The organism is Casimicrobium huifangae, from assembly GCF_009746125.1.
Taxonomy (GTDB): Bacteria; Pseudomonadota; Gammaproteobacteria; order Burkholderiales; family Casimicrobiaceae; genus Casimicrobium; species Casimicrobium huifangae.
Genome location: NZ_CP041352.1, coordinates 2240384 through 2263230, shown reverse-complemented (window position 1 = coordinate 2263230; position 22847 = coordinate 2240384). Strand labels below are relative to the sequence as shown.

Annotated in this window: 16 protein-coding genes; 9 read left to right on the top strand and 7 right to left on the bottom strand. The window is 63.1% G+C overall.

From position 1 onward, the window contains the following. Positions 1-100 precede the first annotated feature (100 nt). Both FKL89_RS10335 and FKL89_RS10330 read left to right on the top strand, forming a co-directional pair. Positions 101-1282, top strand: coding sequence for a DUF2863 family protein (locus tag FKL89_RS10335; RefSeq protein ID WP_156862679.1), 1182 nt, complete (start codon positions 101-103; stop codon positions 1280-1282). A gap of 187 nt (positions 1283-1469) precedes the next feature. After that, positions 1470-2369: a DMT family transporter gene (locus FKL89_RS10330; RefSeq protein WP_156862678.1), complete on the top strand. Its 900-nt coding sequence runs from the start codon at positions 1470-1472 to the stop codon at positions 2367-2369. Here the strand turns inward: FKL89_RS10330 and FKL89_RS10325 are convergent. Continuing rightward, positions 2366-2827, bottom strand: a complete 462-nt coding sequence (locus FKL89_RS10325; RefSeq protein WP_156862677.1) for a CBS domain-containing protein — start codon at positions 2825-2827, stop codon at positions 2366-2368. The two genes, FKL89_RS10330 and FKL89_RS10325, sit on opposite strands and share 4 nt — an antisense overlap. A 182-nt stretch (positions 2828-3009) precedes the next feature. Here FKL89_RS10325 and FKL89_RS10320 point away from each other — a divergent pair, with 182 nt between their 5' ends. The 5 genes from FKL89_RS10320 to FKL89_RS10300 all read left to right on the top strand — a co-directional run bounded on the left by FKL89_RS10320 (position 3010) and on the right by FKL89_RS10300 (position 8433). Beyond that, a complete protein-coding gene (locus FKL89_RS10320; RefSeq protein WP_162527484.1) occupies positions 3010-5139 on the top strand; it encodes a sensor histidine kinase in 2130 nt (709 codons plus the stop codon). Next, positions 5136-5756, top strand: coding sequence for a response regulator transcription factor (locus FKL89_RS10315; protein ID WP_156862675.1), 621 nt, complete (start codon positions 5136-5138; stop codon positions 5754-5756). The genes FKL89_RS10320 and FKL89_RS10315 overlap by 4 nt, the downstream gene beginning before the upstream one ends. Before the next feature lie 82 nt (positions 5757-5838). After that, complete coding sequence (gene trxB, locus FKL89_RS10310; protein ID WP_156862674.1) at positions 5839-6798, top strand: thioredoxin-disulfide reductase; 960 nt, start codon at positions 5839-5841, stop codon at positions 6796-6798. A gap of 30 nt (positions 6799-6828) precedes the next feature. Continuing rightward, complete coding sequence (locus tag FKL89_RS10305) at positions 6829-7566, top strand: Smr/MutS family protein (protein WP_156862673.1); 738 nt, start codon at positions 6829-6831, stop codon at positions 7564-7566. Next, positions 7567-8433 (top strand): peptidoglycan DD-metalloendopeptidase family protein, encoded by an 867-nt coding sequence (locus tag FKL89_RS10300; protein WP_156862672.1) that lies wholly within the window; start codon positions 7567-7569, stop codon positions 8431-8433. A 42-nt stretch (positions 8434-8475) separates the two neighbouring features. Here FKL89_RS10300 and FKL89_RS10295 read toward each other — a convergent pair whose 3' ends face one another. Next, the gene (locus FKL89_RS10295) at positions 8476-12753 is read right to left on the bottom strand and encodes a YhdP family phospholipid transporter (RefSeq protein WP_156862671.1); all 4278 of its coding nucleotides are present in this window, start codon (positions 12751-12753) and stop codon (positions 8476-8478) included. Between the two features lie 34 nt (positions 12754-12787). Here FKL89_RS10295 and glnE point away from each other — a divergent pair, with 34 nt between their 5' ends. Continuing rightward, positions 12788-15427, top strand: a complete 2640-nt coding sequence (gene glnE / locus FKL89_RS10290; protein WP_156862670.1) for a bifunctional [glutamate--ammonia ligase]-adenylyl-L-tyrosine phosphorylase/[glutamate--ammonia-ligase] adenylyltransferase — start codon at positions 12788-12790, stop codon at positions 15425-15427. A gap of 243 nt (positions 15428-15670) precedes the next feature. Further along, on the top strand, positions 15671-16522 hold the full coding sequence (locus FKL89_RS10285; protein WP_156862669.1) for an IclR family transcriptional regulator domain-containing protein: 852 nt from the start codon (positions 15671-15673) through the stop codon (positions 16520-16522). A gap of 26 nt (positions 16523-16548) precedes the next feature. On the opposite strand, the gene FKL89_RS10280 is transcribed toward FKL89_RS10285, so the two are convergent. The 5 genes from FKL89_RS10280 to FKL89_RS10260 all read right to left on the bottom strand — a co-directional run bounded on the left by FKL89_RS10280 (position 16549) and on the right by FKL89_RS10260 (position 22820). Then, the gene (locus FKL89_RS10280; protein ID WP_162527483.1) at positions 16549-17307 is read right to left on the bottom strand and encodes an FkbM family methyltransferase; all 759 of its coding nucleotides are present in this window, start codon (positions 17305-17307) and stop codon (positions 16549-16551) included. Positions 17308-17364: 57 nt separating this feature from the next. Beyond that, a complete protein-coding gene (locus FKL89_RS10275; RefSeq protein WP_156862667.1) occupies positions 17365-18516 on the bottom strand; it encodes an alpha-hydroxy acid oxidase in 1152 nt (383 codons plus the stop codon). 111 nt (positions 18517-18627) lie between these two features. Beyond that, positions 18628-19554: a LysR substrate-binding domain-containing protein gene (locus FKL89_RS10270; protein WP_156864652.1), complete on the bottom strand. Its 927-nt coding sequence runs from the start codon at positions 19552-19554 to the stop codon at positions 18628-18630. 320 nt (positions 19555-19874) lie between these two features. Next, complete coding sequence (nuoN, locus tag FKL89_RS10265) at positions 19875-21311, bottom strand: NADH-quinone oxidoreductase subunit NuoN (protein WP_156862666.1); 1437 nt, start codon at positions 21309-21311, stop codon at positions 19875-19877. 18 nt (positions 21312-21329) lie between these two features. Next, entirely contained in the window at positions 21330-22820 is a 1491-nt protein-coding gene (locus FKL89_RS10260; protein ID WP_156862665.1) for an NADH-quinone oxidoreductase subunit M, read from the bottom strand. Between the last annotated feature and the right edge of the window lie 27 nt (positions 22821-22847).

The following is a 22847-nucleotide window of genomic DNA, read 5'->3' as shown; positions in this document are numbered from 1 at the left end:
AGAAAAGCGCCGCCTGAACGCGTAGACGCATCGGCGAGCGGGTTTGCGACATCGGCTTCCGGCGGCTTCGTACAATGGCCGCTAGTTTCAAGGAATCATCATGCCCCGCGCCCCATTTCGCCGCAAGAGCGGTGCCCGTGAAGCCAATCAGCTGGTCCGTCTGGCGGAAGGGCTTGCCTCGTCCAAAAGTCGTGCCGAGGACGTCTACTGGGAGCGCGAGCTGCAGTCCGCGGTGACGCAGCACCTCGAAAACAATGACGAGGAAGCGATTAACCGGGCGCTGGACAAGGCTCACGATGCGCCGGATGCCACCTTTGACGCGCTGGCCGACATGGTTGAATCGCTCACTGAGTCGATCGTGCTTGATTCCGAGACAGGCCCGCAGCGAGTAACGCTGTTCTGTGCGCCGATTCTGGTGTGGGGCCGCAGCAAAATTCCGACGCGAACCATCCCGAAGCAGCAGTTGCAGGACATCGCGGTGCAGCTGTCGGCGCACGTCTTTTCGTCGAAGGTGAAGATCGCGCTGGTGGACTACCTGTTCGCGCCGGATCAGTTACCGCACAGCTACAGCGCCTCGCGCGAGCTGCTGCAACTGCTGGCCGAATCGATCCGCGAACGCAAACACCTCACCATGCCACCGGAATCGCTGGAGGAAGCGCCTGACGTGGTGTGCGATATGCGCATGATCGTGGGTGCCTTCCAGGTGACGGAGGGCGAGCCGTTCTACGCCTGGCAGGAAATGACCACACCGGTTGAAGAAGCGCGCCAGACCTGCCTCGGCGTCTGGCGCACCCAGGGCGGCAATGCGATCAAGCCACTGCTGGTGGGCTTTCCGCACGAACTGACGCTGCCGCGCTCATTCTTCGCTGCCTGCCGCGATGCCGATCTGGCTTCGCGCGCCTACTCGATCGGCGCCTCGGTGTCATTCCTCGAAGCGGTGACCGGCATCACGCCGGACAAGATTGTGGCCACCATTGGCGGCTGCTGGGGCAACGGGCTGGAGGAATACCGCATCGGCTTCACGCTGGGCGATAGCGAAGAGGTGGTGCACGGCTGTGTGTGGCCGCTGGTGTCCGATGAAGGCGACGACACGCCAGTGGTGGATGAGATCGAAAGCCTGCTCCGCGCGGCGAACGTGGGGACCATCGTGCATCTCGAGGAGCAGTTGCCGCTGGAGTTCTGTGACGACTGCGGCGCCCCGCACTTCCCAAACCGCGAAGGCGAAATGCTGCACGCCCATCTGCCCGAGGAAGCGAACACCGGTTCGATGCACCTGCATTGAGCCGGCGAATCCTGCTGTCACCCACGGTTGCGTCGGTGGCTGATGGCACCACCCGTTGCATTGGCTTTTGGCTGAATGGCTTATTCGATCAGGGCTCAGGGGCCGTTTTATGCGAAAGTCGAGTTTTGACGTTATTCATTGCCAAGCCCGCATGCAGCGGTAATTGTGGCCAAAAGGTAATGCTGCAATGCCCGTGATCGGACGCCGTGAACTGGGACTTTTTGTCGCCGTCGTGCTGCTCTGGGGCGTGAACTGGCCGATGATGAAGATGGCGTTGGCGGAGCTCAACTTCTGGGTGTTCCGCTCCTACTGCATCGCGGCCGGCCTGCTCTGGTTTGTTGCTTTCAACCTGAAGCGCGGCGTCCCGCTCACGCTGCCGCGCGAGCACTGGGGGCGCATGTTGGTCTGCGCGCTGTGCAACGTGGCGGCGTGGAACATCCTTTCTGCTGCGGCGTTGACCATGCTGCCCTCGGGCCGCGCTGGCGTGCTGGCCTACACCATGCCGCTCTGGGTGGTGCTGCTGTCACGAGTGTTCCTGGGGGAGGTGCTCACCCCTTCGCGAATTGCCGCGATCAGCATCGGCATGGGCGGCATCGCGCTCTTGCTGGTGGACGAGTTCCAGGCGCTGCGCGGCGCGCCGGTTGCTGCACTGATGATGGTGGCGTCAGGCCTGCTGTGGGCCGTTGGCATCGTGCTGTTCAAGGGCTTCCCAAAATCAATCCCGACCACCACCCTGATGATCTGGAGCTTTGTGCTCGGTGGCTGGCCGCTGTTCACCGGCCTCGCGCTGTTCGGGCACGGACCGTGGCTACCGGTCGCCGCCAGTGCCTGGGCCGGTCTCCTGTTCAACGTGCTGGTGGTGTTTGGCTTCTGCTGGTTCGCGTGGAACGAACTGGTACGGGCGTTGCCGGCGCAGATTACCGGCATCAGCTCGCTGGCAGTGCCAATCGTTGGCTTCGCCAGCGGCATGCTGCTGCTCGGCGAACGGCCACGGCCGTTCGACTATGTGGCGTTGCTGGCGATAGTCGTGGCGGTGATTCTGGTGTTGCGGCCAGCTACCAAACCAACCAGCCAAGCCGCCGGCTAGCTGGATTGTGCCGCTGTTTCTTCTTCGTCCGGCCAGTTCTTGATGTAGCTCTTGAGCATGCGGTTTTCGAAGCTCTGCTCTTCGAACACAGCCTTCGCCACGTCATGGAACGACAACACGCCCATCAGGGTGCCGGCCTCCATGATCGGGATATAACGGGCGTGACGCTCCAGCATGGCACCGCGCAGGGCGTTCACCTCCATGTGCGGGTCAGCGGTCAGCGGATTGGCCTCCATGATTGCACCCACCGCCAGCGACTTCAGCTCCGCGCCGCGCTCGTCAAGCACCTTGATCAGCTCGCGAAACGTGAGCATGCCGACCAGCTTGCCCTTGTCCATCACCACCAGCGAGCCAATATCCTGCTCCGCCATCGAATGCACAGCGTCCTTGACGCTCATGTCGGGCGTTGCCGTGAACAGCGTACTGCCCTTGATGCGAAGAATTTCACTGACCAGCATGGATGTCCTCCCGTGTCTCGTTGTGCATGTACTTTGCGCGGTATCTCGCTGCAGCTTGCGACATGTCGGCGCGACCAAAATGTCTGACTGACCCAACAACAGACCTGCGCGTTGCTAGCGTACACCCAAAAGCATACCGGCGTGCTGAACGCGGTAACCGCCGCCTTACCTACAATCGCCTGATGCCCGATCCGTCCGCCGCCCCGACCACGAGCAAACAGGCCGTTGCCCCAGGCAAGCCGCGCATTGCCTCAGTGACCGGTGCACCGCAACGTGACTGGTATGTGCATGAATGGATGCTGCTGGCCTTTGCGGCTGGCATGATGTTGCTGATTTATTTCGTCGCACAGCACGAACAGGAATTCGAGAAGGCCGAAATCATCCGCGACGCAGCGGTGGTTGAGCAGTCCATCTCTCGGCGCCTGGAAAACGATCAGCAGTTCTTTGACCGACTGGCACTCGATGTCGGCGGCGAACGCATTTCGCCGGAGGAATTCGACCGCGTGGCCAGCAAACGGGCGGTCGAGTCGGGATATGTCACCGACATCATGCGCGTCACGCCCGAGCTCGATGTCGTGCAGCATGCCCCAGGTTCGCGCTCGCTCGAGATGGTGCTGCGTGGTCGCGCGCCGTTCGCCGATCAGGTGTGGATGACCGGCCTGACGCGCAAGACCAGCCGCAGCACCTATTCCCAGCCTTACCGCAATGATCTAGGGCGTTACTACATCGAGTACGCGGCGCCGGTGGTGGCGCAGGGCGATTTCGTCGGCACCATCAACAGCGTCATCTCTTTCGATGCGCTGCTCGAAAAGGCAGCCCCGGAATGGGCCGGGCGCAAGTACCGTGCGGTGATCTCCGACGCCAGCGGTCAGGGCATGACCAATGCCGAGGCCATGCATATCGAATCCGGCGTGGTCAAACACACGGTACCGCTGTCGCTGCCCTGGCGCGATCTGCAATTGACGCTGGTCGGCGCCAAGCCATCGACGCTGCTGCCCAATCTGACGCTGTCGACCGCTGTGCTGGCGCTGACCGGGTTGATGGTGTGGACTTCGATCGGGTTGCGCAAGCAGCAGCGCATGCGCAAGCAGGCCGAGGTGGAGCGCGACCGCACTTATGCGCAGTCGATCGCTGACCTGCGGGTCACCAACGAACGCTTTGAAACCGTACTCGATTCGCTCGATGTCTCGGTTTATGTGAGTGACTTGCGCAGCAACGAGCTGCTGTACGCCAATTCGCACCTGCACGAAACCTTCCCTGCCATCGAAATTGGCCGCGACGCCCGGCAGTTTGAAGATGGCTTTCTCGACAGCCCCAGCAACCGCTTCCCGGCGCCGATGTTGCTGACCCGCGAGGGCGAACCGGGGGACGTGTTCAAGGACGAGCTCGAACACAGTGACCACCGCCATTTCCTGATGCGCACCCGCGCCGTGCGCTGGGTGGATGGCCGCATCGCGCGCCTGACCACGTTGGGCGACATTACGGACCGGGTCAACGCCGAACGCATCCGGCAAACGCAGCAGGACAAGCTGACACGCACCTCACGGTTGATGACCGTCGGCGAGATTGCCTCTACCCTCGCCCACGAAATCAACCAGCCGCTGGCGGCGATCGCAAACTATGTCAACGGCTGTATCCGTCGGCTGAAGAACAATGGGAACGTCGATCAGGCAGTGATCGGTGCCATGGAAAAGGCTGATGCCCAGGTGGCGCGTGCCGGCGCCATCATTGGCCGTGTTCGTGAATTCGTGCGCACCCGTGAGCCGCAGCGGCAGCCGCTCGACGTCAATGCCCTGGTCATCGAAGTGGTGAAGCTGGCGCAGAGTGACGACGAGCAGCGCGCCCTGACCTGTGAGCTACGTCTGGCGCGTGATCTGCCGCTGGTGTTTGCCGATCGCATCATGATCGAACAGGTGCTGCTTAATTTCCTGCGCAACGCCCGCGAAGCCATGCAGCATCTGGCGCCGGCCCAGCGGATCGCCGAGATTCGCACCACACGGGTCGACGGCAGCCATGCGATGGTCGAAGTGGCTGATCGCGGCGTAGGAATCTCGCCGGAGGCAGCACGACAGCTCTTCTCGCCGTTTTTCAGTACCAAGAACGATGGCATGGGTATGGGGCTCAACATCTGCCGCTCGCTGATTGAATATCACGAGGGCAACCTCACTTTCGGACAAAATGAGCCCTGCGGTGCCGTGTTCAGGTTTACCCTGCCGTTCGACCACAGTGCCGAACACGCCGCTGATCACCCCCAAGACCAACCGCAGGCCCGCCCGCCTGCCGAGAACGAGCGCGACGGAGCCCACGCATGAGCATTCACCCCGGCATTGTTTACGTAGTCGATGACGACGAGGCGTTCCGCGATTCGGTTGCCTGGCTGCTGCAGTCCAATGGCTACCAGGCCCGCCTTTTTCCCGATGCCGAGAGCTTTCTTGCCGAAGTGAAGCCCGGCGTGGGCGGCCCGCCCCGCTGCGCGGTGCTTGACGTGCGCATGCCCGGTCTGAGCGGACCACAAACGCAGGAAGCGCTGGTCGAACGGGGCGTTCAGATGCCCCTCATCTTCGTCACGGCGCATGCTGACGTCCCGATTGCGGTCACCGCCATCAAGCGTGGCGCCTTCGACTTCATCGAGAAGCCATTTGCCGAAAGCGATCTGCTGAAACGCATCGAGGAAGCGCTGTCCTTCGCCGTCGAGGCCCAGGCGCAGCAAAGCCAGATTGCGGGCATCGAGGGGCGACTGGCGTCGCTCTCGGAACGCGAACGTCAGGTGCTTGATGCCGTGGTCACCGGAAAGATGAACAAGACCATTGCCTATGACCTTGACATCAGCATCAAAACGGTCGAGGCGCATCGTGCCCGTGTCATGGAAAAGATGGAGGCGACCTCGTTGGCCCATCTGATCCGCATGGTGGCCATGACTGGGGGCTGATGCTCGCCAGCCTCTGTCAACTTCTGCATTCTCCGCACGACGCAACCCATAACGACAACAATCTTTCCTCCAAGAGATCACCATGGCAACCGCCCGTCACTGCCCTCTTCTCATTCTCGGCTCCGGCCCGGCCGGCTACACGGCCGCCGTCTACGCAGCACGCGCCAATCTGAAACCGGTACTGCTGACCGGTCTGCAACAGGGCGGCCAGCTCACCATCACCACCGAGGTGGACAACTGGCCTGCCGACGCTGATGGCGTACAGGGTCCGGAGCTGATGGAGCGCTTCCTGAAGCATGCCGAACGTTTCGGCACTGAAATCATCTTCGACCACATCCACACGACGCATCTGAACGAAACCCCCAAGCGACTGGTTGGCGACGCCGGCGAGTACACCTGTGACGCACTGATCGTGGCCACCGGCGCCTCGGCCAAATATCTGGGTCTGCCCAGCGAAGAGAAATTCCACGGCAAGGGCGTGTCGGCCTGCGCCACCTGCGACGGCTTCTTCTACAAGGGTCAGGATGTGGTCGTTGTCGGCGGTGGCAACACCGCCGTCGAAGAGGCGCTGTACCTCTCCAACATCGCAAAGAGCGTTACTGTCGTGCACCGCCGCAACAAGTTCAAGGCGGAGGCAATCCTGATTGATCGTCTGATGGCCAAGACCAGGGAAGGCGGCAACATGCGCGTGATCTGGGATCACTTCGTCGATGAAGTGCTGGGCGACAACTCGGGGGTCACCGGTGTACGGCTAAAGAGCATGAAAGACGGCAGCACTCAGGAAGTAAAGGCGCCAGGGCTGTTCATCGCCATCGGCCACACGCCGAACAGCGGCATCTTCGAAGGCCAGCTCGACATGGCGGGCGGCTTCATCAAGGTCAAGACCGGCACCGACGGCAACGCGACGTCCACCAACATCCCCGGCGTGTTTGCGGCCGGCGACGTAGCAGATCACGTCTACCGCCAGGCGGTGACCAGTGCCGGGACCGGCTGCATGGCAGCGCTCGACGCGCAGGCTTATCTCGAAGCATTGCACGGCTAGTGGTCGCCGGGTGGTCAGACGGAGTCGGCAATGGCGTCTGCGCACGATCTCGCCGACCTCGGCACCCTGCTGAAGCAGGAACGCAAGGCCGCCCGCAAGGAGCGGCGTTCAGCTGAGCGCTCTGAACTGATGTCGGAACAGTCCGCAGCGGAGAAGTCAGTGCCGGATGTGCCGATAGAGCGTTTCGCCGACTTCTTCCGTCCCTGGCGGGAGTTCACGCCACCCACAGCCGATGATCTTGCTGCGTTCCGTGCGGCGGTGCAGGACGTGGAGCCGTTGCGCGTGGCGCCACGCGCCGACGCCGGACATGTACGACCCGCGCCACACGCACGGCATCGGGAGGCTGACGAGCTGGCTGCGTTGGCCGCCAGCCAGTTGGCAATGCATCCGAGCCCGATGAGCTGGGACATTGGCGCTGACATTGAAGACGAACAGAGTTACCTGCGCGGCGGCGTCAGCCCCGATCTGCTGCGCAAGCTGCGGCGCGGCGAATGGACGATCAATGCCGAGATCGACCTGCATCATCACAATCAGGACGAGGCACATGAGGCGCTGATGGAATTCATGCGTATGGCACGGCTGGCCGGCTGGCGCTGCGTGCGCATTATCCACGGCAAAGGGCTGTCGAGTCACCAGAAGCTCCCGGTGCTGCGTAACAAGGTGCGTCGCTGGCTGCAACACAAGGACGAGGTGCTCGCCTATTGCGAACCGCGGCCCAATGGCGGTGGCAGCGGTGCAGTGCTGGTGTTGCTGCGAGGAAGCAAGTAGATGAGGTTCGCCTGTATTGACTGGAGCGCGAGGGCAACGTGGAAGCTGTCAGCGGTGCTCGCCGGTGCCGCACTCATCGCAGGCGTTGGACACGCGGGCGCCCTGCCCCGCGAGTCCCGCGTACCTGGCGGCGTGGCGCTGCTGCACGTGGGCGACGCCACCGAACCCAGGCCAGCGGTGAGCCGTGACGGCGTGCCGGTGTGGGTCAGCAGGCAGGCCACGCAGTGGGTTGCCGCCGTCGGGTTGCCGCTGTCGCTCCAACCCGGCGAGCAACAAGTCGACGTTCGGAGTGCCGACGGCGCGGCCAGGACCATCACATTCACCGTCAAACCCAAGCGCTACCCGGTGCAGCATGTCACCTTGCGCGACCAGGCAATGGTCGAGCCGCCCGCCGATGTCATGGCTCGCATCGAACGCGAGTCGGCGCACCTGAAAGTCGTGCGTTCGCAGTGGCGCGAGACAGCGGCGACGGATGCCGCCTTCGTGCAGCCTGCCAAGGGTCGGTTGTCGGGGCGCTTTGGCGGCTCCCGTGTACTGAACGGCAAGCCGCGGGCACCACATGCCGGGTTGGATGTCGCGGTGATGACGGGAACTGCCGTCCTTGCGCCCGCCGACGGCGTAATCCTCGACATCGGCGACTACTACTTTTGTGGCAAGACGATGTTCATCGACCATGGCAATGGCCTGCTGAGCCTGTTTTGCCATCTCAGCGAATGGGATGCAAGGGTGGGCGATAGCGTGCGCAAAGGTCAGGCCGTCGCGAGATCAGGCGCTACCGGGCGCGCCAGCGGGCCGCATCTGCACTGGTCGGTCTACCTCAACGGGACCAGCGTCGAGCCGGAGCTGTTTCTGCCAGCGCGCCGGTAAGACTTGCTCGCGTCATTTCTGCAATCACTCCGACGCCGGCAATCACTGCGTCGCGGTCGATGGCGTGGTGCCACTGGCGATAGCCCGCGTCTGCTTGACGTCGGGATTGGTCCACGTTCCCTTCACTTCGAACTCCTGCATCAGCATGCGCTCGATCGGGTCGCGAGCCAGCTTCTGGCCCAGCAGCGCCGCTGCGCCGATGGCGGGGTTTGCCGTCACCAGCCCGATACCAATGGCCGTCGCCGTCGACAGGCTGGGATAGACGCGCACCTGCAAGTCCTGCGTTTCGCGGTTGATATCGGCACTGCCGCGAATCTGCACGCGAGCGGACGGGCCGTTGATCGCAAAGCCATCCGTGCGTGCAACGCCATCGGCGATGGCAACCTCGGCCTTCACTTCGTCGAACGCAAACCCCTTGCCGAACAGGTCATCAAAGTTAAAGGTTAGTCGGCGTGGCAGTGATTGCAGCGACAACACGCCCAGCAACTTCGCGATGCCAGGCTCCATCTCGGTGAATCGCCCACCGGCAGTCTCCAGCGTGAATTTGCCACCCAGTCGGGCGTAGTTGAACTGCGACGGGCTCCCAGCCCAATGCAGCGTGCCCGACAAGGTGCCGGACCCGCGCTCGACGCCCTTCGGCAGGCCGAAACGGTTCATGAACTTGCCGGCATCGTTCCAGCGCAGCGCAACATCCACTTCGGTATCGCCGACTGCGGTCGGCACGGCAGCGGTTGGAGCTGCCGGACGCCATCGCCCTTTCGCCTCGATACTGCCATCGCTGCTCGACAGTTTGACCTGTTCGATCTGCCATTCATCACGCGCTGGCTGTGCCTTTACTTCCAGTTTGCCGAGGTCACGCCCTTCGCTGACGAAAGCATCGGCAACCAATTCGAGTTTCGGCCACCGGGTTGAGCCCTGCGCAGCTGCGTTGGCCGTCGCCGGCGCCAGCGGGCTGCCGGGCGCGGGTGTCACCGCCGCCGGGAACGACAGGCGCTGCAGCCGGATGGACACAGCATCCACTGCACCGGTGTCGGCATGAGTGTCGAGCGCGATCGCGCCGGTCGCCTCCTTGCTGCGCAGCGCCAGCCGCCATCGCTGGCCTGATGGCTGTGCCCGCAACGAGACGTCGTTGAAACGATGGCCGTAAAGCACAGCCTCACTGGCGCGAAGGTTGATGTTGACAAAGTCGGCGCTGCTGCTTTCGCTGGTCAGGCCACCAACGGCCTTGCCTCCGGTCGCCGATGCCGTCGTCAGCAATGCCATCGCCACGTCGGCGTCAATGCGCGCAAGGTCACCGCGCAGTGCGTAGCCCCGGGCCGGCAAGGCAGTGCGCTGGGTGCCAAGGTCCAGCGTTGCCCGTTCAACCGTACGCAGACCCGAGGCCGACGGCGCCGACCGTTCGAGGATTGAATGCAATTGTCCGGGGATGTCTACCGTGACGCGATCTCGTCCGCGCTCAAGCGATGTGCGCACCAGGGCCGCCTTGATCGGCACCGTTACGTCCCGGGGTGTCGTACCCACCTGCATGATGCTGTCGAGCGGCCAGCGCGGCTGCAGCGTGGTTGCCGTGAGCTGCAGTCCACCGTCGGCGGCAGCCGTTGCAGCCTGCGCGTTGGCCAGTGGCTTCGAAGGTTGAGTGAAGTCAAGCTGCCACTGCACGCTGCCTGCAAGTTGTTCGACGAGCGGATAGGCGTAACGCTCGCGTACACGTTCCAGCATGGCGGTTCCACTGGCGTGTGCCTTCACGCGTCCCGCCTCGGTACCGATCGACAACCGCAACGGTCCGCCAAGCGCCTCGGCGGCGACATCAGTGGCACGCACCTCCGCCTGGGTGAAACGCAACCGTCCGTTGACCCCGTCAAGGACCGGGATGTCGCCACCAAGGTCAATACGATTGCCCGCCAGAGTGAGTTCACCGTTGAGCTGCGTTTTCTCGGTGTCGTCGAGCGGCATGCTCATGCTCAGGCTAAGCCGCGCATTGCCGGTCGCCTTGGCGTTGGCCAGAAAGCCATCCAGCCAGCCATTGACCGGGCTGGCCACCACCCAGTGCAGGAAGGCGTCCATGGGACCAGCGGCGCCGCCCTTGATGTCCAGCACGGCGGGCGATCCGCTCATGTCGGTAATTTTGACTTCGGTGGCTGCGACGGGCACGCCCGCAATCACGGCGCCAGCCACCTGCGCATGCAGGCTGCTGCCGCGAAACAGCAGGCGGGTGTTGATCGATTCGGCACGTGGCCAGCGATCGGCGTAGTCAAGGATGCCGCCTGCGACCTGGGCGTCGATCTCGAATACACCATGCTGGTCGTTGTGAAACGGAAAGTGCCACAAGGCGCCTTTGACGATGAACCTGGCGTCCTTCGCGTCGCCCTTGACGATGGCCTGTCGCAGCCATTCGCGCGTATGGGCGCTGACGCTGGTGGGCAGATAGCGATGGACGGAAGTGGCATCGGCCCGAACCAGCGTTCCGCTGATGTTTGATACCCCCGGCCCCAGTTTGTCGTTGTCCCAGCTGCCAGCAAACTTCGCGAGCGCGTCAGCGTTGCCAACCTCCATGTCCGACGCATCCACGTGGAGGTTGACGCTGCCATCGGCAGCAACGGACCGCTTCCATGCCAGCTTGCCGCGAAACGCATCGAACGACAGCGGGGCGCTGAAGGTAGAGCCGAAGTCGAGCGCGAGCGGTTGCTTCGCGTCAGTCGCTTTCGCGGCTTTGGCCGTCGTCGGCAAGGCCAATGGGTTGCGTTTGCCCTCTGTCGGCGCCGCTTCTCCCACCGCAAGACGAACCTCGCCCTCGCGCGTTGAACCGGTAAACCGAGCACTCAGGCCGGAAACGCCCGGCAGGCTGCCTTGCGCGCGCCAGCTGAGGCCGTCAAGATCAATGGCTCCCTCTGCGTGAAAACGGCCCAGTCTCGACTGCTCGCCGTCGTCGCGCCAACGCAGGTCGATATTGCGCAGATGTCCTGTCGGCTGCAATGACAACCAGCGCGTGACGACATCTGCCGGCAGTGGCAAGGTTTTCAGCAACGGTGTCGCGGCGCCAACATCAATGGCTGGAGCCCGCAATGCGCCACCGGTGACTTGTCCGCCACGATAGTCAACCAGCACTTCGCCGTTGCTCGATGGCGCATGCAGGCCGCTGGTAGTCACCGCCACGAGATCACGTACCGACCATCGCTGCTGGGTGACTGCGCTGGCCGGATCGCTGCCGCTGATACGCTTTTCACGCCACGACAGACGACCGCTCAGGGTGTGCAAATCAATCGGCTCCGGCGCCATCGCGGCATTCGGCGGCGCTGCGGTGGTCGCCCCCGCCAAGGCACTGCCGGGTGCCGCCGGCGCGCTTTCCGCGCTGAACGCACCGGAAGCCGTTGACGGCAATTGCAGCCTCGCGTTGCGAACCACCATGTCGGTGGTCACGGCGACCGGCTTGCCGTCATCAAATTCGAACCACACCTGCATGCCGCCCTCGCCGCGCGAAATCTGCACCGGCAGCGGGAAGTAGCGACTGAGCGTTCCGATATTGGCGTAGTCGGCACGCAAATAGGCCAGGCCATCCCAATCACTGACTTTGCGCAGGTCGGTCCCGGTGAACTCACAGCGCAGGTCTAGCGGCGCAGCGAGCTCGGTCGGCGGGACTGCGGTCATGCCGACGCTATGCCTGCGACCGTCATTCTGCAGGCGGATGTTCACATTGCGAAGACGCAGTGGCGGCAGCTTGCGCCACTCATCCTGCCACTCGACCTCGCCGCCAGCGATTTGCACCAGCCGCTGCTTGAGCAGCCATTCGATCAGGCCGCTATCGCCTTCAGTCTGCGCCGAGAGATCAAGGTCGATACCGGCCACCGTCAGCGCGTTCTCGGCGGTGCGACGCACAATAACTCGCGGCGCCCGCACCGTGAGCGCGCTCAGGCGCGGCTCGAAGAAAAACAGCGAGCGCCACGAGATCGTGGTGTCCACCTCGGGCAGTTGCAGCAAGGTACGGCCGCGGGCATCGAGCATCTGCAGCCGCGTCATCTTCAGTTCGGGCGACCAGCCGTTCCAGCCGGCCTGAAAGCCGCCAATGACGACGCGCTGCCCGGACAGGCGGGTCAGCTCCTCGACGACCCGGGGGCGGAAGCTGTCGGCATTCGGCACCAGCCAGAAGCGGGTTACCGCCACGGCGCCGGCAAACAGCAGCGTCAGCGCCAGCACCGACCAGAAGGTCAGCCGGATGCCGTGACCGGTCCAGCGACGCCACAACGGCACGCACTTCGGCGACGGGTGCTCCGGCTCCGCACGGGGGGCGCCACTGTCAGCGGCAGAACCGGCTTTCTCCTGCATACTCAAGGCATTGTATCGACGTTAATTTGCCGTCATGGATCAGACTCAGCCGAGCGCGATTGCGTTCAACTACAGCCGGTTCGCGCAACGCGTGGCGCGACGTGACGCGAGCCTGTACGAGCGTGTCGTGGCCAGCATTGACGAGCGCCCGCCGCTGCCGGCGTGGCGTCGCGAACTGGCAACAACCGACGCAAGCACCATAGACGACATTCTGCGCCGCATGCGCCGTGAATTGATGCTGCGTACCGTGCTGCGGGATCTGGTCAAAGCGGCGCCTCTTGATGAACTGGTCACTGATTTATCCGATTTTGCTGATCTCGCGCTGACCGGCGCCACCGCGGCGCATAGCCAGACCATCTTTGGCAGCGTGCAGCCACCCTGCGGCTTCTCTACCGTTGCGATGGGAAAGCTGGGAGCACAGGAGCTGAATGCCTCGTCCGATATCGATATCGTGTTCATTTGTGATGAACCGGACGCCGACGCGATGGATTCGCTCAACCTGCTGGCGCGGCGCGTCACCCGATCGCTCAATCAGGAGATCGACGGCGAGTTCGTATTCCGCGTCGATACCCGCTTGCGGCCCTATGGCGACGCCGGTCCAATGGTGCCCTCGCTCGATTTTCTGGAGCAGTATTTCGTTGCTCAAGGCCGCATGTGGGAGCGGCTGGCGTGGCTGAAGGCACGGGTGGCATGCGGCACGCTCGGACCGGCGCTGGCTGCGTTGACCACGCCCTTCGTGTTTCGCCGCTATCTCGACTTCGATGCGGTGGCCGGCATGCGCGAGTTGCACGCGCAGTTGCGCGCCGAAAAGAATGACGCCAACAACATCAAGCTGGGCCGCGGCGGCATCCGCGAACTGGAGTTCGGCGCCCAGCTCCGGCAGCTGGTTCGTGGCGGACGTGACCCCGCATTGCGCGCCAAACCGACGGTGCCGGCACTAAACGCGCTGGCACGCGCAGGCAACATCACCGCAACGCAGGCTGAGACGCTGGCGCAGCACTACGCCCTGCTGCGTCGCATTGAGCATGTGCTGCAATACCGCGACGATCAGCAGACGCAGATGTTGCCGCGCGACGCTGCCGAGCGTAACGAACTGGCCCTCGCCCTCGGCTTTGGCAGCGCGGCGGCGCTCGATGCCCAGCTCGAACGCACCCGCAGCGACGTCGCCGCCTTCTTCGATGGCACCCTGACTGGCGCATTCGGTGTCAGTGACGACACCGCTGCGCGTATCGCCGCCAGCACCGCTGCTCCAGCCTCAGCGCCGCCCACCGGAGCGGGGGTGGATGCTGCAACGCTTGCTACGGCTGGCTATGCCGATGCCGAAGGCACTGCCGCCTACATCAGCACCACGCTTGACGGCACCCGCGTGCGCGCCCTGCCGGCGGCCAGCGGTGAGCGCTTTCGGCGCCTGGTACAGGCGACCTTCACCTACGCCGCCCGCACGCCGCTCCCCGACGCAGCCTGCAAACGCACGCTCGATCTGCTGCTGGCGGTGGCCTCGCGGTCAAGTTATCTGGCGCTGATGATTGAACGGCCGCAGGTGCTGGACCGGGTGATTGACCTCGCCGCAGCCAGTGACTGGGCGCTGCGCTACGTTACCCGCCACCCGTTGCTGCTTGACGAACTGATGGACGGCCGCACGCTGGCCACAGCGATCGACTATCAGGCGTGGCGCCGCGATCTGGCAGCGCGCTTCAATGCGGCCGGCGACGACGCTGAGCGCGCGATCGACGACATCCGGCACTTCCAGCAGAACGAAACCTTCCGCCTGCTGCTGAAGGACATTGCCGGTCTGCTGCCCCTGGAAATCCTCTCTGATCATCTGTCAGCGCTTGCAGACGCGGTGGTGGAAGTCACGCTTGCACACCTGCTGCGCGCGGCAAAACTGCCCGACTCGGCACGTCTCGCCGTCATTGCCTATGGCCGCTGGGGCGGCAAGGAGCTCGGCTATGCCAGCGACCTCGACCTGATCTTTTTGATGCCGGACGACGCCGTCGAACATCGCGACCAGCTCACCCGTGTCGCGCAACGGCTGCAGAGCTGGCTGACGACGATGACCGCTGCGGGGCGCGCCTACGATATCGATGTCCGGTTGCGGCCGGATGGCGCCGCTGGCCTGCTGTTGTCCACCGTCAGCGCCTTTGCCGAGTATCAGCGCGACAAAGCCTGGACCTGGGAGCATCAGGCGCTGACCCGCGCCCGCTTCGCCGCCGGCGATGCAGCAACGGGCGCCGAGTTTGAACGTATCCGCAACGAGATCATCGCCCGGCCGCGCGACTGGCCGAAGCTGCGCGCCGACGTAATCGAAATGCGCGCCCGGGTCGCGGAAGGCCATCCCAACCGCAAGGCCAGCGAACTGTTCGACCTGAAGCACGACAACGGTGGTCTGGTCGACATGGAGTTTGCCGTGCAGGCGCTGGTGCTGCGCTATGGCGCCGTGCAGCCCACCATGCGCGCCGACCACGGCAATATTGCGCTGGCGATTCGCGCCGGAGAACTCGGCCTGGTCACCGCCGAGGCCGGGCTGGCCGCCGCCAACGCCTACCGCACGCTGCGCTCGCGGCAGCACGCCATCCGACTGCAGGGCGCCGAACGCGCCGCAGTGCCGCTGACCGAACTCGCTGACGAACGCAGCGCGATCCGGTCGTTTTACGACGCGGTGATGGCGCCGTGACCGGTCAATGGCTTTTCGCTGAAGGCCTTGATGGCGTTGGGCTCAGGCGGTGATTTGGCCGAAAGTCGATCTTTCTGGCGTTTTCTCTGCGTCTTTAGCGTGTTGCTGACCTTGCACGGCGTCCGGCGGTCGCCGTCGCTGCCGGCGCGCAGACGCAGTTCCGGCCTGCGAAACTTGTTTTCACGCTCGAACGGGATTCGTTAGACTCGAATTTTCGAGCGCAGCTCTGACCAAGGAACCGCCATGCCGTCCCGCACCCCCTTCCATGCCGACACGGCCGCTCCGGCCGGCCGCCGTGCACGCGGTGCCGGCGCGGCATCCGCCAGCGGCGGCGTGCAAAGCCTGACGCGCGGTCTGACACTGCTGGAAAAGCTGGCCGAAACCGAAGGCGGTATCACGCTTACCGAGATTTCCAGCCGCGTCAGCCTACCGCCCTCTACTGCGCACCGCCTGCTCAACACGCTGGCCGACATGGGCTTTGTTTATCAGGCCAAGGAATCCGGCCTTTGGTACGTCGGCCTCAAGACCTATCGCGTTGGCTGCGCATTCGTCTCCACCCGCGACTTCGTTGGCGAAAGCCACCCTTATCTGCGCAAGCTGATGGAGGCCTCGGGCGAGACCGCCAACCTCTCGATTCTCGACGGCACCTACGCCTGCTTCATCGGCCAGGTGCAATGCCACGAGGTCATGCGCATGCTGGTGCGCCTGGGCTCGCGTATCCCCGCGCACGCGAGCGGATCGGGCAAGGCGATGCTGGCGGCGTTGCCCGAAGACGAGCTGGCGATCGTGCTGCGCAATTCCAACCTGGTACAGCTGACGTCAAAAACCATCACCGACCCCGACAAACTGCGCCAGCAGTTCGCCGCCATCCGCGCTCGCGGCTACAGCTACGACGACGAGGAAAACGCCATGGGGCTGCGCTGCGTGGCGGCGCCGATCTACGACGAATTCGCCGAACCGCTCGGCGCCATCTCGCTCGCCGGCCCCATCGCCCGCCTGACCGACGAGCGCATCCTCAAGCTCGGCCCGCTGGTTGCGCATACCGCGCGGGAGATTACAGAGAAGCTGGGTGGGGTGGTGCCGGTGGCGGTATAGCCTTGGCCACGCTGGCGATTCACGGGCTAACTGTATTCGACGGGAAGGGCCACCGTATTGAAAGTGGCTTTCGATATCGGATCGTCGCTTGATGAAGAGAATGTCGCTCCATCCCAGAGTCTGTAGCCGGCCGATGTCAGAAGATCAGTGACTTTCTCTGCCGTCGAACACGACACTTCACAGTAGATTGCTGGTCGAACTTCAGAAAGCAAGCGAGTCGATCCATTCAGAACAAGTAACTCAGCACCTTCAACGTCGATTTTTAGGACATTCGGTTTCGGAAATACTTGCAAAAGATCGTCCAAGGCAAAGCTTGGAACGAGTCGCGTCTCTGACACTCCGCCAGTTTGGGTTGAACCAAACCCTGCGATCGAATTAGACGCGCGAGCCCGATTTGAGATCGCAAATTCAACTACACCCAATTTGTCGGCGACGGCGGCGGGCAGAATTCTTAGTTGCTGATCCCCTGAAAGCAACACGCGGCTTTTGTGCAGCAGTGAGACGGCATCGAAGTCGGCCTCTATTGCTAAGACAGAGCCGCTTTCACCTACAAGCGACGCGGCCGCTAAGGAAAATAGCCCAACATTCGCGCCGACGTCCCAAACCACATCACTACGATGGACAAGTAGTTGCGCGATTCTCAACAGCTCAGCGTCCCAAGCACTGGAACGCTTGAAGATGAACTTGAGGCCGCCTACTTTTCCGCTGGCAACAATCCTCGTCGTCTCAAAAGGAGCCGGCAAACGCCTAACGACACTGAAGGTGCCGAACACACGCTCGGCCATGCTACGAACACTCATTCTCGTCTGCCGTTGTTTGCGCGCGTGAACATGAACGCTATATTACGTCGGAAACGTCCCCGGCAAAAGAATCTGCTTGTCGACGTTCTGGATGTTGGTGTGGCCGCAAAACGCCATGCTCACGTCCAGCTCTTTGTGGATGATCTGTAGCGCTTTGGTGACTCCTGCTTCGCCCATCGCGCCCAAGCCATAAGCCATCGCACGACCGATCCACACACCCTTTGCACCTAACGCCCAGGCCCTGAGCACATCCTGGCCGGAGCGGACGCCGCCGTCCATGTGCACCTCGATCTTGTCGCCTACAGCGGCAACGATGGCGGGCAACGCGCGGATGGAGGTTTCTGCGCCGTCGAGCTGGCGGCCGCCGTGGTTGGACACCACGATGGCGTCGGCGCCGCTTTCAACCGCGAGCTTTGCGTCCTCAACGTCCTGAATACCTTTGAGGATCAGTTTGCCGCCCCACTGCTCTTTGACCCATTTGACGTCTGGCCAAGATACGCGTGGGTCGAACTGTTCATTGGTCCAGGACGAGAGTGACTTCATGTCGCTCACTTCCTTGACGTGGCCGACGAGGTTGCCGAAGGTGTGCCGCCTGGTGCCGAGCATGCCGAGGCACCAGCGTGGCTTGGTCATCAGATTGACGATGTTGGCGACGGTCGGGCGCGGCGGTGCTGTGAGACCGTTCTTCAGATCCTTGTGACGCTGGCCGATAACCTGCAGGTCAAGCGTGAGCACGAGCGCGCTGCACTTGGCAGCCCTGGCGCGTTCGATCATGCGCACCATGGCGTCGCGGTCACGCATCATGTAGAGCTGAAACCAGAACGGCGCTGTAGTGTTCGCTGCGATGTCTTCGATGGAGCAGATGCTCATGGTCGACAGCGTGAACGGGATGCCAAACTTTTCGGCCGCCTTGGCCGCGAGAATTTCACCATCAGCGTGCTGCATGCCTGTCAAACCCACCGGTGCGATGGCCACAGGCATCTTCGCGACCTGCCCCACCATGGTCGTTTGTGTGGTGCGGTTCTCCATGTTGACCGCAACGCGCTGACGGAACTTGATGGTCTGGAAATCTGCCTCGTTCCCACGGTAGGTACTCTCCGTCCACGAGCCGGAATCGGCGTAGTCGTAGAACATGCGCGGCACGCGCTTCTGGGCCAAGACGCGCAGGTCTTCGATATTGGTGATGACGGGCATGAGTTCCTCCTCGGGCTGTCGGTTCGTCCGCAGCATTGCGCTGCGGTTATTGGCTGCACAGGATCGTAGCGTGTGCGCCGGCAATTGGTGAAAATTTCGCCGGAAAAGTTTTCATGTATTGGCGGAGGCAGCTTCAAGCGCCGCGCACTCGCGCTGCAGCCACTGCGCAAAATCTAGCGCCAGCGGGCTGGCCTGCTGCACGCTCAAGCTGTAGCCGTCACGTGACAGCGAACGCAGGGCGAACAGATCCACCAGCTCACCACGCGCCAGCCAGTGGCTGACAAGGCTGCGCCGCGCGAGGGCGACGCCCTGCCCGCTGGCAGCGGCTTCCAGCGCCAGCCCCAGATCAACCAGCTTCAACCCGGTGGTGGGCTCGGCGGCGTCCAGCCCGGCAGCGCGAAACCAGGGTGACCACGGCTCCAGCGGGCACCGCAGCAACGGCACGGTGGGCGAACGGCGCAACAGGTCAACCGGCTGCTTGAGACGCAGGCGCTTGGCAAGTGCCGGAGCTGCGACAGCAAACGCGGGCTCAAACAGCAGCGGCGTGGCCATCGAACGGGCGCCGTCATTGGTGGAATGGCGCGGACCGAAACTGACCGTGACGTCGGCCTCCGGCGGCGTGAGATCAAGGTATGGGATGGCGACCACCACCTCGATTTCGGCGTCCGGGTGACGATCAGTGAACGCGCCGAGGCGGGGCACCAGCACCTCGCGCGCGAAGGTAGGCGTGGACAGCACGCGCAATCGCTGCCGCGATTGCGCTGTGCGCTGATGCAGGCCGACCGCGGCGAGCTGGTTCAGCGCGGCACGCACCTGCTCGGCGTACTCCTTGCCGGCGGCGGTGAGCACCAGGCGCCGCCCGGCGCGGTCGAGCAGCGCCACCCCCAGCAGGTGTTCCAGCGCGGTAATGCGTTTGCTGACGGCGCTGGCGGTGATTGCCAGCTCGGCGGCGACCTGCTCGAACGAGCCGAGTCGTGTGGCGGCCTCGAAGGCACGCAAAGCGTCAATCGGGGGGAAACGGGTGTCGGAGCGCGGCATGCGGGACATTATCCCGATTGCGGCGGCGGCGCTTGAACTGACGGCGTAGGGGCGTCAGATTTGGGCCAGTTCGCCTTGGAGAGTGCTGCGCCCAGGAACGAAACTTCACGCCGGCAACGCCCGAAGTGAATTGCCACCAAGCATGGACAAAGGGACACGGCTTTTCAATCAAAGCCGCATCGGCATTGGGCTATCAGCGCAAAATCGGCGAAAGTCGATAAAGCGTGTTTCTGTGGGCCAAGCCCATGCGGAATGGCCGTTTCGACAAAAAGCTGATGACTTGGCGAACAGGCCGCAGCGCTGGCTGCGGTCGATTCAGGTCAGCCAGTCTGCAGTGCCTTCAGGCAGACCGCCATGATGGTGCTGGGCAGCGCGCCGAGCACCAGAATCGCCAGCGCATTGGCCGAGATCAACACCGTCTCGCTGCGGTTCGGCAAGGCGAGCGCACCCTCGGTGGGTTCAGCGAAATACATCACGCGAACGACGCGCAGGTAGTAGAACGCGCCAACCAGCGAGGCCAGCACGGCGATCACGGCGATCCAGGTGTACCCGGCGCCGACGACCGACTCAATCACCGACAGCTTGGCCCAGAAGCCGATGGTTGGCGGAATGCCCGCCAGCGAGAACATTGCCAGCAACATCAGGAACGCGAACCACGGCGAGCGGGTGTTGAGGCCCTTGAGGTCGTCAATATTGTCGAACTCGACGCCACGGCCAGAGAGCAGCACGAGGATGCCGAACGAGACGAGGCCGGTAATCGCGTAGGCAACGGCGTAGAAAAGCGCCGCAGCGTAGCCCTCCTTACCACCTCCGACGAAGCCGAGCAACAGGAAGCCCATGTTGGCGACGGCGGAGTAAGCCAGCATGCGCTTGATGTTGGTCTGCACGATAGCGATCAGGTTGCCAAGGACCACCGACAAGGTAGCAATCACGGCGAGGATCACTGACCAGTCGCCCGCCGCTGGTGTAAGGCCACTGCCGAACAAACGGTACGCCAGCGCGAACGCTGCGACTTTCGGCGCGGTGCCGAGGAACAGCGTGACAGCTGTTGGCGCACCGTTGTAAACGTCCGGTACCCACATGTGGAAAGGCACCACACCCAGTTTGAACGAGACGCCAGCCGCGATGAAGATCAGACCAAAGGCCACCGCCGTCGGGTTCGCCTTGCCCAGTGCGGCCGAGATGCCGCCCAGGCTGATCGAGCCGGTGGCGCCGTAAATGATCGACATGCCGAATAGCAGCAGACCCGACGCCAGCGCACCGAGCACGAAATACTTCATCGCCGCTTCAGTCGCGATACGGTCATCGCGCTTGAGCGCGACCAGTGCGTACATCGACAGGCTCAGCAGCTCAAGGCCCAGGTAGGCGGTCAGCATGCTTGCTGCGCTGGCGATCACCATCATGCCGAGCGTGCCAAGCAGCACCAGCGCGATGAATTCGCCGTTGTCCAGACCGTGCTTCTTGAGGTAGGTCCACGAGTAAGCCAATGCAACCGCTGCCGAGAGCAGGATCGCCAGCTTGAGCGCTGTGGCGGCGCCATCGGCGACGAACAGGCCGGCAAATGCCGTCTCACTCGGCAAGCTGCCAATCGGCGTGAACTGCGCGCCAACGAACAGCGCCGTCCACAGTAGCGCGCCGATACCGCAGGCAAAGGTGAAATGTTTCTGGGTGCGACCGACGAACAGGTCCACTACCAGCAGCAGGCTGGTCAGACTCAGCAGGACGATTTCAGGGAGAACGAGAAGGATGTCTTTCATTGTTGTGGTCTCGTCCGGTTAGAGCTTGCTGCGCGCGACATGGGTGATCAGCTCTTCCACACTCTTGTGCATGACTTCGGTGAATGGCGCCGGATAGAGCCCCATGCCGAGCACGCACGCGGCGACCAGCACCAGCATCCAGAACTCGCGACGCGATAGATCTGGCATGTCGTTCTTGACGTGATCGTTGCCAATCTCGCCGAACATCACGCGCTTGTACATCCACAGCGTGTAGGCAGCGCCGAGGATCAGCGCGAGACCGGCGCAGGCCGCGGTCCAGAACATGCCCTGCTTCACGGCAGCCAGCGTAACCGTGAATTCGCCGATGAAACCGGAGGTACCCGGCAAGCCGGCGTTGGCCATGCCGAACAGCATCAACAACGCGGCGAACTTTGGCATCACATTGACCACGCCGCCATAGTCCGCAATGTTGCGGCTATGCAGGCGGTCGTACATCACGCCGATACAGAGGAACATCGCGGCGGAGACGAAGCCGTGCGAGATCATTTGCATCAGGCCGCCCTCGATGCCGAGCGCACTGCCCTGCCCGCCCACGAAGAGGAAGAAGCCGAGCGTGACGAAGCCCATGTGCGAGATCGACGAATAGGCGACCAGCTTCTTCATGTCAGTCTGCACCAAAGCCACGAAGCCGATGTAGACGATTGCGATCAGTGAGATGGTGACCACGAACGGTGCCAGCATGTGCGAGGCATCCGGCACGATCGGCAGGATGAAGCGCAGAAAGCCGTAGGCACCGAGCTTGAGCGTGATGGCCGCGAGCACCACCGAACCGCCGGTGGGCGCCTCAACGTGGGCATCGGGCAACCAAGTGTGCACCGGCCACATCGGCACCTTTACGGCGAAGGCCATGAAGAAGGCGATGAACAGCAGGATTTGCGGTGTCTTGGCCAGCGGTACTTTGTGGAAGTCAGCAATGGTGAAGCTGCCGCCGGTGACGTTGTACAGGTAGAGCAGCGCCACCAGCATCAATAGCGAGCCGAGCAGCGTGTACAGGAAGAACTTGATCGCTGCGTACAGGCGATTGGGGCCGCCCCAGATGCCGATGATCAGGTACATCGGGATCAGCATCGCTTCGAAGAAAACGTAGAACAGCACGGCGTCGGCAGCGGCGAAGGAGCCGTTGATCAGGCCCGACATGATCAGGAATGCTGCGAAGTATTGCGCCGGCTGCTTCTCGATCACCACCCAGCCAGCGATCACGACCAGAATCGTCGTGAAGCTGTTGAGCAGCACGAACCACATCGAGATGCCATCGACACCGAGGTAGTAGCGAATCTTGTAGCGATCAATCCACGGCACATTCTCGACGAACTGCAGCGCGGCGGTGGAGGGATCGAAGCCGGTGTAGAGCGGAATGGTGACCAGGAACCCGGCCACGGCAGCGACAAGTGCCAGCCAGCGCGTCAGATTGGCATTCTTGTCCCGCCCCGTGGTCAGGACGGCAAGCCCGCCAATGATCGGAATCCAGATGGAGAGTGAGAGCAGCATATCGAGTCTTCTTGTTCCGCTCTGTGC